A 13,758-nucleotide genomic window follows, 5' to 3' on the forward strand; every position below is an offset into this window, starting at 1 on the left:
TATTATTAAGGAACTTTTCCTTAAATAATCATTCGACCGAAAAAGGAGATTTTTCATGGATATAAAACAGCTTGTTCAATCATTAGAGAATGAAGTCATTGCCTTGCGGCGACATCTTCACCAGCATCCGGAAGTGAGTGGCGAGGAATTCGAAACGTCCAAGACGATTCAACAGAAGCTTTCGGAAGCTGGCATCCCTTATCAAACAGGCTTTGCCAAGACCGGAGTACTGGGAATCATCAAAGGGGAAAAGCCTGGAGGGACGGTAGCGCTCAGAGCGGACATCGATGCCCTGCCGATCCAGGAAGAAAACGACCTTCCATACACATCATCCGTCCCCGATAAAATGCATGCCTGCGGCCACGATGCCCATGCGGCAATGCTTATCGGGACAGGGAAAGTCCTCAATCAGTTGAAGTCGGACATAAAGGGAACGGTCCTCCTGGTCTTTCAACCTGCTGAAGAGAATGCCCCGATAGGAGGTTCCCAACAAATGATGGAGGATGGGGTCTTCGACGAATTCACGCCTGACGTCATTTTTGGACAACATGTATGGCCGGATCTGCCTGAAGGGGAGGTCGGGGTGTTGCAAAACGAAATCATGGGTGCTTCAGACCGCTTCAAGATCACCGTCAAAGGTTCAGGCGGACATGCCAGCATGCCTCACCAAACCAATGATGCGATCATCATCGCCAATAACCTCATCACCCAGCTCCAGACCATCGTTAGCCGAAATACCGATCCCATTGATTCCGCGGTTGTCACCATCGGTAAAATCGAAGGTGGATACCGCTATAATGTCATCGCGGATAGCGTGACCCTGGAAGGAACGATCCGAACGTTCAAACCGGAAGTGAAAGAAATGGTGAAGAGCCGCTTTTATTCCATCATAGAAGGAGTCGGAAAAAGCTTTGATGCACACATGACCATTGACTATTTGGATGGATATCCGGCAACGGTCAACTCCCCGGAATGGGCTGAGGAAGTAAGGAATGCTGCTCAGAAGGTGCTTGGGGAAAACGGAACACCAACCGTATCGCCATCCCTTGGAGGGGAGGATTTCTCCCGGTTCCTTCAGAAATATCCCGGAGCCTTCTACTGGCTAGGAACGTCAGTGAAAGAGACGGAACCTCAATATCCCCTCCATGACCCCCGTTTTAAATTGAATGAACACGCGTTAAACAAAGGGGTGGAAGTAATGGTTCAGCTTACGTTGGATGCCTTGGGAAGACTGGAAAAAGAGGTGACCAGCGCATGAAATCACTCGAACAGTTTATGGAAGAAATAGCCCCGGTTCTCACTGCTTTCAGGCGTACCTTACATCAAAAGCCGGAACTCGGCTTCACGGAATATGTCACTACCTATCTTCTTGGGAAAAAATTGACGGATCTCGGATTCACGATCCACATGGGAAAAGAAGCCTTGGAATCGAGGGACCGAATGGGAGTCCCTCCAAATGAATTCCTTCATCTACAAGAGGAGCGTTCCAGACTGGAAGGGGTGGAGGAAAGTTGGCTGGATAAAATGCGAGGGGGGCATACAGGGCTGGTCGCCACATTGGATACGGGTCAGCCCGGTCCTCATATGGCGTTCCGGTTCGATATCGATGCTTTGCCCATCAGGGAGTCTACTGACCCGGAACATTTTCCTGCAAAAGGGAATTTCAGCTCTTCCCATGATGGCGTCATGCATGCCTGCGGCCATGACGGACACGCGGCAATCGGCCTCGGTGTCGCCACTTTTTTAACTCAATACAAAGACCAGCTTTCCGGGAAGTTCACACTCCTCTTTCAACCGGCAGAGGAAGGAGGACGGGGAGCCAAGGCCATGGTGAAAAAAGGCTGGCTCCACCAAGTCGATTATTTTGCAAGCGGTCATATCGGGATCCGGAACACAAAGCTCGGTCACGTCTACGCGACAACAAACTCATTTCTGGCTTCTTCCAAAATCAATGTCACCTATAAAGGGAAAGCGGCACATGCCGGCCTCGAGCCTGAAAAAGGAAAAAATGCACTGCTTGCAGCAGCTGCTGCAAGCATTCATCTCTATACCATCCCGCGTCATTCCGATGGGGCATCAAGAATCAATGTCGGGAAGCTTCTAGCAGGAGCAGGACGAAACATCATTGCCGATGAAGCTCAGCTTGAAATGGAAACAAGGGGAGAAACGACAACAATCAATCAGTATATGTTGAATGAAGCACTGCGAATCCTCCGGGCATCCGGTGAACTGTATGGGGTGGAAACCGTCATCGATGTAGTAGGGGATACGGTGGAAGCAGAATGTAACAGAGACTGGATCCAGTGGCTGAACGAAGCTGCGGAGGCAAGCCCGTTCATCTCGGAAGTTCATGATGTCTTACCTTTAAAAGCATCAGAGGATGTCACGTACATGATCAACGAAGTACAGAAGCAGGGTGGAAGCGCAACGTTCATGGTGTTCGGGACAGAGTTGAAAAACGGCCATCATCATCACGCCTTCGATTTCGAAGAAGGGGTCCTGCAGGTGGCGGTCGATGCCTTCGCCCGTCTTATATTAAAACGATCTCACCAAAAAGAGGAGGGTACACGTTGAAAGAATGGCTTGATACTACAATAAAGGCGTTGAACCTTGTTGATTCGATGAATCAGCCGGACGGATTTACAAGGTTAGGATATTCAGAGGAAGAATTGGAAGCCATGAACGTATTCCGAAACGTGGCAGAAAGCTTAGGATTAACTGTCCGGAGAGACCAGGCAGGAAACCTATTTGCCAGATGGGATGGGGAGACGGATCACGTCGTTATGACGGGATCTCATCTCGACACGGTTGAGAATGGAGGAGGGTACGACGGGGCAGCAGGTATCCTCTGCAGTTTGGGTGCCGTAAAAACCCTGAAAGATCATGGGTTCAGTCCGCACCATAGCATAGAAGTGGTCTGCTTTGCCTCGGAAGAATCAGCCCGTTTCGGTGTGTCCACCATTGGAAGTAAGAGCGTCGCGGGAATTCTTGATAAAACCATTGAAAAAGTAACGGACCGCCATGGTACTTCGGTTAAAGAAGCGGTAGAATCCACTATCCTGAACTGGTCAACGGTCCAACATGCCGAACGATCCCAAGACGACATCCTTTCTTTCATCGAGCTCCATATCGAACAAGGTACCCAAATCGAAGACCATGGAGCACGATTCGGAATCGTCAGGGGCGTCGCCTGCCCGATCCGCTTGAAGGTGAAAGTGGAAGGAATGGCGGGGCACACGGGAACGACCCCGATGGGAAAACGGACTGACGCCCTTGTGGCGATCGCTCCCCTTATTTCATTCGTTTCCGAGAAGGCGGAGGAGTTCTCCCGTCAATCCCCGAAACCACTTGTGGCAACCGTCAGCACCCTGAACGTAAAGCCGGATGTCATGAACGTCATCCCCGGTTACGTGGAAGCGGGCATCGATATCCGCTCCGTCGACGATGACCTGAAGAGATTGATGAGTGATAAAATAATCGAAAAATGCCGAAGCTTAGAGAATGACTTTAATGTTACAATCAAAGTGGAAACTCTTGTAGATAATCCTTCCATTCTATTGGATGGAGAGCTGACAGCGAGGGTAAAGGGAGCCGGGGAAAGCCTCGGGTACCCATCCCATGAAATGGACAGCGGGGCAGGGCATGATGTCATGAATATGGCAGCGAAATGGCCATCCGCTTTGGTCTTCATTCCTTGTGAAAAGGGGATCAGCCACCATCCGATGGAGCATAGCACGCTTAAGGACCTATCTATGGGAGTCGAGATTCTAGCTGAAGTATTGAAGCAAGAAGCAGGTGAATAATCATTGTTGATTAAAATTGGTGTCATCGGTCCCGATGATTCGATCAAACGGATCAATCATGTGGCAACGTATTTTGACCGTATTGAACTCGTGAATTTTCCCTATCATCAGATAGATGAGATCGAACACATCCTGAAGAAGAATCGCGGTCTTGTCGATCAATGGTTCTTTTCAGGGCAGTCCCCATTCTACTATGCCCTTGAAAAAGGGTGGATCACAGATAAAGAGGGAAGCTTTCCCCCCTTACATGGATCCAGCTTTTTCGGTGCATTATTGGAAGCACAAATGAAAGAACAGACGCTTTTTAAGAAAATCAGCATCGACACGATTTCAAAGCAGGAAATTGAAACGGCCGTCAAGTTCCATTCTTTTGATGGGATCGACATCGCAAGCTATCCTTATGAAGGATACCGGAGTGCCGAGCAGCTCATCGAGTATCACCGTTCCCTTTATGAAAAAGGTGAAATCGAGGCGGCCATCACGTGCATTCAAAGTGTGCAAAAGAGCCTGACGGAAATGGGCATTCCTTGCTACCGTGTCGTACCGACGAATTTATCGATCCGGATGATCCTGCAATATTTACTGGAAAGGGCACAATCCAGAAAATATCGGAAATCCCAGATCGCCATCGTGGGAATTGAAGTGATCTACTCGACTCAGACCCTCGACGAATCCCATTTTTCTTATAAAATGAAGCATCAGGAACTGGATCTGAAACGGAACCTCCTTCATATTGCCCAGAAGATCAATGGATCCATGGTTCAATTGGGAGATGGACTATTTTTTGTGTATACAACGAGAGGGGAACTGGATCTTCAGGAGGAGGAGTCGATTTTCTCTACCCTGACTCAGGAAGTGAAGGCTCATACCGATTTGGATATACGCGTCGGGCTCGGATTCGGTGTGACCGTGTTGGAAGCGGAACACCATGTCCGTCTTGCTTTTCAGCACGCGAGAAAGCACGAGTCCTCCATTGTCGTAAGCGTGAATGAAGATAAGACCGTCACGGAAATCCTCCCATCATCAAAACCCGTCACCTACTCACTGAACAACCTGGGTGAGGAATGGAAGGCGGCCTTCACCGAGGCAACGGTCAGCTCTGCGATTGTCTCGAAAATCCTGTCTCTTTCCCGCCATTATGATAAGGAAGAGATTACCTCCCAGGACCTATCCCGCTGGCTCAAGAGCACGGAACGGAACGGCAGGAGGATCCTGACGGAAATGGAGCGCATAGGGATTGTGGCAATCAGTGGTGAAGAACAAAGCGGGGGCAGGGGAAGACCCCGAAAATTATATCGTTTTCAGCTATAAGAGAAAGATCTCATTCGAATCAAGGATGAGATCTTTTTTCGTAATCAATAAATTAAAAATTTTCTAATAAATTTTATAAAATAAAAAGGAATCAGACGTTCTATATCGAAATACTTATTAACGGAAGTAAAAAGGAATTATTCCTTAAAACATTAAACGAAGGAGTGACCTCATGACAAACCCGAATCTAGAAACGAATCCACCTCAAAAGGAGAAGGGATTTCTTCGCTTCTTAGGCGGAATTGAAAAGGTAGGGAATAAACTCCCCGACCCATTTATGCTTTTTGTGTACTTATCTGTTTTCATTGTATTATTCTCATGGTTTATATCGAGTTTAGGCGTTACGGTCGTACACCCGAAAAACGGGGAAGTACTGGCGATCAAGAGCCTGGTATCCGGAGAGGGTCTACAGTACATACTCACCTCCATGCTCGATAATTTCACCGGATTCGCACCGCTCGGCCTCGTACTTGCCATGATGCTTGGTATTGGACTTGCTGAAAAAGTGGGACTGCTTGAAACGGCCATCAAGAAAACCGTACTGAATGCTCCAAAAGGATTGATTACATATGCGGTCATCATGGTGGGGATCATGGGGAACCTGGCGTCGGATGCGGCGTTTGTCATTATCCCGCCACTTGCTGCCATGATTTTCTATACAGTGGGAAGACATCCACTGGCAGGACTTGCCGCAGGATTCTCAGGGGTAGGGGCCGGATTCACGGCAAACTTCATCATCACCGGAACCGATGCCCTCCTTGCAGGGATTTCAACCGAAGCGGCTAAAGCCTTCGATGTCACCGTGACCCCGGTGGATAACTGGTATTTCATGATTACATCCGTCGTGTTCCTGACCGTCGTTGGTGCATTTGTCACGGAGAAAATCGTGGAACCGAGACTCGGGACGTACAAAGGAAAAGTCGACAAAGTACTGGAAGAAGAAAGTCCATTAGAAGGGAAGGCGCTGCGCAACGCAACGCTTTCTGGACTGGCGTTTATCGTCTTGTTGGTGGTTTCCGTCGCCTGGCCGGATTCCCCGATGAGGAATGAAGATGGCGGACTCATCCCGTCTACCTTCTTATCAGGTATCATTCCAATCACTCTACTATTCTTCATCATTATCGGTGTCGCATACGGAGTGACAGTGAAGAAGATCCAATCGACAAGAGACATACCGAAGTATATGACGGAAGCCATGAAAGACATGGGCGGCTATATCGTCCTGATCTTTGCGGCAGCGCAATTCATTGCCTACTTTGATTGGACGAACCTTGGAACCTGGGTGGCCGTCAGCGGAGCGAACTTCCTTGAATCCATCCACATGACGGGGCTTGCCGGTATCATCGGGTTTGTCCTGTTGACGGCATTACTCAATCTATTAATCTTTAGCGGCTCGGCACAATGGGCATTGGAAGCCCCGATCTTCATCCCGATGTTTGCCACCCTTGGATATAATCCTGCGTTCGTTCAAGCGGCATACCGAATTGCCGATTCATCCACGAATATCATCACGCCGATGAACCCTTATATCATCGTGATTCTCGCCTTTATGAAGGAATACGATAAGAAAGCGGGGCTCGGAACCCTGATTTCCCTCATGCTGCCTTATACGATTGCCTTCTTATCGGTTTGGATCGTACTGCTTTTGGCGTTTGCGTTGTTGGGGATCCCATTTGGACCAGGGGTAGGGGTGTATTTGTAGGACAAGAGTCACCACTATTTTACTAGAAAAAAATATCTTGCCCATTGGTGAGTCACATAAGTGGCTTACCAATGGGCTTTATTCATTTTCTATCGATCCAATTTACTTAGATTTTATGAAAGCGCTAACAAAAAATACGATAATTTACCCTATTTTTACACTATTATGACAAATCCTGTTGTATACTGGTAGATGGTGGCGAAACTGTCACTTTATAAAACTATGAACAGGGGGAAGAATATGAACGGGAAAACAATGAAGCGCCAACTGTTAAGCGTAACAGTTGCTTCCAGTATGGCTTTAAGCTTGTTTGCTCCTCCTCTATCTCAGCATGTATCCGCTGCAGATGAGGCATTTCAGGATTTAATCATTTCGGAATATATAGAAGGGTCCAGTTACAATAAAGCAATTGAACTTTATAATGGCACTGGTGAACCCATTGATCTATCGAATTACTCCTTGGAATTACATACAAATGGTATCGAAACGACGGACAAGACTATGACTTTATCAGGTGTTCTTAATGCGGGAGAAACGTTTGTCCTTGCCCACAAGCAAGCTGTTCAGGACATTCTTGACCAAGCGGATATCTTAGACAGCAATGTCATTAATTTCAACGGAAATGATCCCATTACCTTAAAGAAGAATGGCACAGTGATCGATTCCATCGGACAGGTTGGTTCGGATGCGGATTTCGCAAAAGACGTTTCAATCGTCCGTCATGATACCGTTAAGACAGGGGATACAGTTGTAACAGATGCATTTGACCTTAATGTTGAATGGACAGACCAGGGCAAAGATGTATTCAGTGACCTCGGAACCCATCTATCAGACGATCCAGCCCCAGACCCAACGCCAATCGAATTATCCACTATAGCAGATGCCCGTACAGCCCCTAAAGGAACGACCGTGAAAGTCCAGGGTACAGCAACCGCAGCATTCGAAGCAGGCGGTCAGATAAACCTGTTCATCCAGGACGGGACAGCCGGTGTCATCGTCCGTGCAAGTGGACTTACTGCCGAGCCGGGGGATGAAGTCATCGCGGAAGGTAAACTCGGAGACTACTATGGAATGCAGCAAATCGAAGCAACGGCATCAAGCGTTGAAATCACAGAAGAAGACAAAGGAGTCCCATCACCAGCTTCCCTGACATCTACAGACCTCTCAGCGGAGAATGGTGAAGAGCACGAAGGGATGTTTGTGGAATTCACGGATGTGACTGTGAAATCCAAAGACAGTAACGGTAACTTCACCGCAGCAGACAGCAAAGGTGAGTTCGTCATTAAACCAAATGATGGCACAGTGCTTGAAGTTGGGAAAACGTACGAAATCCTTCGTGGAGTGGTTGACTATAATTTTGACGAATACAAACTGGTCCCTCGAAATTCAGCAGATGTCATTGAAACGGCCTTCTCTGTAACGGCTGATCCTGCTTCGGGTTCTGTAGTCGAAGGGACGAAGGTGACACTTCAAACAGCAACGGAAGGTGGAACTATTCACTATACAACGGATGGAACCGATCCTACATCAGCCAGTCCAACGTACACAGCGCCGTTAGAACTTACTACAGATGTGACCATTAAAGCAGTGGTTGTTAAAGACGGCAAAACAAGCGATGTGTCCACTTATACTTATAAAATGCTTAAATCTGCAGATGGCTTAAGCATCCATGATATCCAGGGAGAATCCCATACATCTCCTTACGAAAACATGACCGTTTCAAACGTGGAAGGGATTGTGACAGCGAAGGCCGGTTCCAATGCATTCTACATGCAGGAAGAGACGCCTGACGATAACGTAGCGACTTCTGAAGGAATCTATGTTTATGCGAAAGGAAGTTCCGTAAACGTAGGGGACAAAGTCAATGTGGCTGGACAAGTGAAAGAGTGGAGGGAAGACGGCTATTCCGATGCCAAGGATCTTCTGACGACTCAAATTACGGCATCGGCTGTATCGGTAGAATCCTCAGGTAACACTGTCCCTGCGGCCGTTGTGATGGGTGAGGACCGCGTTCCGCCTACTGAAGTGGTAGAAGACGATGAAATGAAAACATTCGATCCCGAAACAGATGGCTTGGACTTTTATGAAAGTCTTGAAGGAATGCTGATTGAAATTCCTGATGCCACCATCACAGGTCCTGTGAAATATGATGAATTGCCTGTCGTGGTGAACACAAGCGATGATCAACTTCGTACACGAGCAGGAGGCGTATTGATTTCCCCTGAAGACTACAATCCAGAGAGAATGTTGATAGACGTCGATGGGATCGATATCAATGTCAAAACAGGTGATACCCTTAATGGATCTGTTACTGGAAACGTGAGCTACGATTACAGTAATTTCAAAATCCGTCCAACAGGTGATTTTCCTGAAGTCATGGACGGAGGGACAGTCCGTGAAGTGACGGGCATCACACCGGTAAAAGAAGACTTGACGATCGCTTCTTATAATATCGAAAACTTCTACGCCGGAATCGACCAAAGTAAAGTGGATAAGATTGCAGAGTCAATCGTTAAGAATCTAAAAACCCCTGATATCGTCGGCCTTGTCGAAGTTCAGGATAATAACGGTCCAACGGATGATGGAACGACCGATGCAAGTGCTTCGTATGAAGCCATCATCAAAGCGATTGAAGAAGCCGGCGGTCCGACATACGAATTCACTGATATTGCCCCTGCCGACAAAGTGGACGGCGGGCAGCCGGGCGGGAATATCCGTGTCGGATTCATCTATAATCCGGATCGCGTTCAAATGACAGATAAAGAAGCTGGAGATGCTGTCACAGCGGTTGATGTCGATGAAAACGGACTTACTCAAAACCCTGGACGCGTTGAACCGTTGAACGAAGCGTTTGACGATTCCCGTAAGCCACTCGCTGCCGAGTTCATGTTCAATGGTGAAAAAGTCATCGTCGTAGCGAATCACTTCAACTCCAAAGGGGGAGACGGCGCATTATTCGGTGCGGAACATCCGGTTATCCTTGGAAGCGAAGTACAGCGTGTAAAACAGGCAGAAATCATCAATAACTTCGTAAAAGACGTAAACGAGAACGTTGATGACGCGAATGTTGTGGTTTTGGGTGACCTGAACGACTTTGAATTCTCAAACCCTCTTAAGACGCTTAAAGGCGATGTTTTAACCGATATGATGGAGAAGCTTCCTTCAGAGCAGCGTTACTCTTATATCTATCAAGGAAACTCTCAAGTCCTTGATCATATTTTAGTCACAAACAATCTGGCTGATCATACAGACATTGACAGTGTGAACATCAACTCTGATTTCAGCGAGGAAGACGGACGCGCGAGTGACCACGATCCAGTGTTGGCAAAAATTCAATTCAGCAACAAGGTAGAGCGCATCTCTGGTGACGATCGTTACGAAACAGCCATCGAGATCTCCAAAAAAGGCTGGGAATCAGCTGACACAGTCGTGATTGCCCGAGGAGATATGTTCCCGGATGCCCTTGCAGGAGCTCCACTTGCTTACAAACATGATGCACCGATTTTATTAACAGATCAGAACTATCTGAATCCTAAAGTACAAGCAGAAATCAAACGCCTTGGTGCCAAGAAAGCTATCATCCTTGGAGGAGAAGGGGCACTATCCAAGTATGTTCAGTATCAACTGAAAGGTTTAGGGCTTAAGACTGATCGTATCTCAGGGGATGACCGATTCGAAACGGCTGCAAATATCGCTGCCAGATTGGATGGGAATCCTGAAAAGGCCGTTGTAGCAAATGCCTATCAATTTGCAGACGCTCTTTCCGTGGCATCCTATGCAGCTCAAAATGGATATCCGATCGTATTATCTGCTCAAGACACTTTATCAAAAGCTTCCAGCAAAGTGCTGAAAGACATTGATGAAAAGATCGTCGTGGGTGGAGAAAATGCGATCAGCACAGACATTTTTGAAAGCTTTGATGAGGCGACCCGTTATAGTGGATTGGACCGCTATGAAACGTCAGCTGAAATCGCCAAGCACTTAACTCCACAAACAAATCGTGCAATCGTCGCTACAGGAGCCAATTTTGCCGATGCATTGGCAGGTTCTGTTCTGGCGGCCAAAGAAGGCGCTGAAATCCTGCTAGTGAAGAAGGATGAAGTTCCGGAGGATATCATGGAAGCGATTGAAATGGACCATATTAATAACTTCCATGTTGTAGGTGGCAAGAATGCCGTCAATGAAGATGTTCTAAATAAACTGAAGAAATGAAAGTAAATCAGTCGGGGGATCTTTCCCCCTCTGGCTGTGTAAATGGATCTATATTTTTATTATAATATTTAGTAAATTAAGTACATTGCACATCGAAACTACTATATAATGGGTATTGTGGATGAAATTCCGACAAAAACCTACATATGAAAAGGATGGGATGAACCAGATGAATATTAAGAAGCCTTTATATGGCGTGTTGTCTACAGCAGCACTGGCCGCTGCCATTTTTGCCGTATCTCCGACGATTTCAGCTTCAGCAGAAGGGGGAGATTTCGATTTAACGATCATGCATACGAACGATTCGCATGCTCATGTTGAAGGGTACCCTCGCCTGGTTACGGCAGTGAATGAGCTTAGAACGGAAAAAGCGAATTCCTTGTTATTGGATGCCGGAGATGTCTTCTCTGGAACCTTATATTTCAGACAATATCTCGGACAAGCTGATCTTCATTTTATGAATGAGCTTGGCTATGATGCTATGACTCTTGGAAACCATGAATTTGATAAAGACTCTAAGACTCTTGCTGATTTCATAAAGAAAATGAATTTCCCGATGGTATCTTCAAATGTGAAGGTAACAGGGGATAAAGACCTGGAACCATTATTTAAAAATGAGATTGGTATGTCTGCTGAAGGTGGGAATGTGTATCCTGCCGTGATTAAAGAAGTAGATGGGGAGAAAATCGGAATCTACGGTTTGACCACTCCTGATACAGCCTTTATTTCAAATCCTGGTGAAAATATCGTATTTGAAGATGCGGTGGAAAAGTCGAACTCTACAATCAAAATGCTTAAGGACAAAGGCGTTAACAAAATCGTCGTCCTTTCTCATCTTGGATATTCCCATGATTTAGAATTGGCAGAAGCTGTGGACGGCCTTGATATCATTGTTGGCGGTCACTCCCATACGACTCTGGAAAAACCAGTAGTGATCGATAAGGAAGAGCCGACTGTCATTGTTCAAGCTGGAGAATACTTAAACTTACTTGGATTGTTGGATGTAACATTTGATGAAAATGGCGTTGTAACCGGCAATAATGGTGAGGTTTTAGATCTTAAAAACTATGAAGCAAATGCTGAGGCACTTGCAAAGGTTGAAGAATTCAAGGCACCTCTTGACGAGTTGAAGAGTGAAGTGGTCGGTAAGACGGAAGTAGCTTTGAATGGTGAACGTGCAGATGTGCGCAGAAAAGAAACAAATTTAGGAAATCTGATTGCCGATGGTATGGTAGCGAAAGCGAATGAGTTTGTCAAAACCCATATCGCTGTTCAAAACGGTGGAGGGATCCGTGCTTCAATCGATGCCGGTGATGTCACTCTTGGAGAAGTATTGACAACTCTGCCATTTGGGAATCAGCTAGTCACACTTGATTTGACTGGACAGGAAATCGTTGATGCCCTTGAGCACAGTGTAGCCAAAGTAGAAGGCGAAGATGCACCGGGAGAATTCCTTCAGGTATCAGGTATCCATTATAAGTATGATGTAACAAAAGCGGCTGGTGAGCGGGTATGGCGTGTCGAAGTCATGACGGATAATGGATTTGAAGAAATTGATCCTGACATGATGTATAGAGTCGCTACCAATGCGTTCACGGCAAATGGTGGAGACGGTTATACAATGTTCAAAGACGCGAAAGAAGACGGTCGTCAAACCGATTTATTCATTTCCGATTTTGAAGTATTCTCGTCTTATCTTGAAAACAACAATCCTATCTCACCAGTTGTGGAAGATAGAATCGTTCAAGAAGAAGCTCCGGAAGTAGCACGTTTCACGGGAGATACACGCTATGAGACGGCGGTTGAAATCTCTAAAAAAGGTTGGGAAAACGCGGACACGGTCATCCTGGCCCGTGGAGATTCATTCCCTGACGCTTTAGCAGGAGCACCTCTTGCTTATAAGCATGATGCACCGATTTTATTAACTGAACAAGGTACACTTAATAAAGCCGCAAAAGATGAAATCAAGCGTCTTGGTGCTAAGAATGTCATCATTCTTGGTGGTAAGGGTGCTGTAAGTAACTATGTTAAATATCAGCTTGAAGGAATGGGACTTGATGTTGATCGTATTGGAGGGGACGACCGCTGGGAGACAGCTGTAAATATTGCTGCAAGCCTTGGTGGTTCACCAGAGAAAGCGGTAGTTGCCAACGGTAAGAATTTCCCTGATGCATTAGCCGTTGCTTCTTATGCAGCAAGTAAGGGATATCCAATCCTATTAACGGATAAAGATATGCTGCCATCTGAAACGACTAAAGCTCTAAAAGGCATCGACAGCACCATCGTAGTTGGTGGTGAAGGTGTGATTGGCAAGAAAGTATATGATTCACTTCCAGATGCAACCCGTTACTTTGGACTTGATCGATACAGCACAGCAGCCAAAATCGCTACTGAACTGAATCCTTCTACTGAAGTATATGTGGCAACAGGAAAGAACTTTGCTGATGCACTTGCTGGTTCTGTCCTTGCAGCTAAAGAAAATGCGTCCATGCTTTTAGTACAGCCGAATGATCTTCCAACCGTTACTTCTGATGCAATCGAAGAAATGAAAGCTAAGCATTTCAATGTTCTTGGTGGAGAAAATGCTGTCAGTGACGTTGTTGTAGAAAAATTAATGAAATAAAACCTGTATGTAAAAAGCTATCGAATCCGTTCGATAGCTTTTTCTTTTACCCTGAACCTTTTAAAGTCGCTTGGAACTGTCAACCCTATTCTCAAGGAGAGTGATAG

At 46.4% G+C, this 13,758-nt stretch carries 7 protein-coding genes; all 7 read left to right on the forward strand.

What is annotated here, in order from left to right; genetic code table 11:
* Positions 1-55 precede the first annotated feature (55 nt).
* The 7 genes from N5C46_RS17240 (at position 56) to N5C46_RS17270 (ending at position 13,651) form a co-directional block, all read left to right on the forward strand.
* The gene (locus N5C46_RS17240; protein ID WP_261749552.1) at positions 56-1,258 is read left to right on the forward strand and encodes a M20 metallopeptidase family protein; all 1,203 of its coding nucleotides are present in this window, start codon (positions 56-58) and stop codon (positions 1,256-1,258) included.
* Positions 1,255-2,574, forward strand: a complete 1,320-nt coding sequence (locus N5C46_RS17245; protein ID WP_261749553.1) for an amidohydrolase — start codon at positions 1,255-1,257, stop codon at positions 2,572-2,574. The genes N5C46_RS17240 and N5C46_RS17245 overlap by 4 nt, the downstream gene beginning before the upstream one ends.
* Positions 2,571-3,803, forward strand: coding sequence for a M20 family metallo-hydrolase (locus N5C46_RS17250; RefSeq protein ID WP_261749554.1), 1,233 nt, complete (start codon positions 2,571-2,573; stop codon positions 3,801-3,803). Before N5C46_RS17245 ends, N5C46_RS17250 begins: the two co-directional genes overlap by 4 nt.
* Positions 3,804-3,806: 3 nt before the next feature.
* Positions 3,807-5,114 (forward strand): helix-turn-helix domain-containing protein, encoded by a 1,308-nt coding sequence (locus N5C46_RS17255; protein ID WP_261749555.1) that lies wholly within the window; start codon positions 3,807-3,809, stop codon positions 5,112-5,114.
* 172 nt (positions 5,115-5,286) lie between these two features.
* Positions 5,287-6,816: an AbgT family transporter gene (locus tag N5C46_RS17260; RefSeq protein ID WP_261749556.1), complete on the forward strand. Its 1,530-nt coding sequence runs from the start codon at positions 5,287-5,289 to the stop codon at positions 6,814-6,816.
* 240 nt (positions 6,817-7,056) lie between these two features.
* Positions 7,057-11,028, forward strand: coding sequence for a cell wall-binding repeat-containing protein (locus tag N5C46_RS17265; protein ID WP_261749557.1), 3,972 nt, complete (start codon positions 7,057-7,059; stop codon positions 11,026-11,028).
* Between the two features lie 121 nt (positions 11,029-11,149).
* The gene (locus tag N5C46_RS17270) at positions 11,150-13,651 is read left to right on the forward strand and encodes a cell wall-binding repeat-containing protein (protein ID WP_261749558.1); all 2,502 of its coding nucleotides are present in this window, start codon (positions 11,150-11,152) and stop codon (positions 13,649-13,651) included.
* The last annotated feature ends 107 nt before the right edge of the window (positions 13,652-13,758 follow it).

Origin of the sequence: Rossellomorea vietnamensis (assembly GCF_025398035.1) — a bacterium.
Classification (GTDB): domain Bacteria; phylum Bacillota; class Bacilli; order Bacillales; family Bacillaceae_B; genus Rossellomorea; species Rossellomorea vietnamensis_B.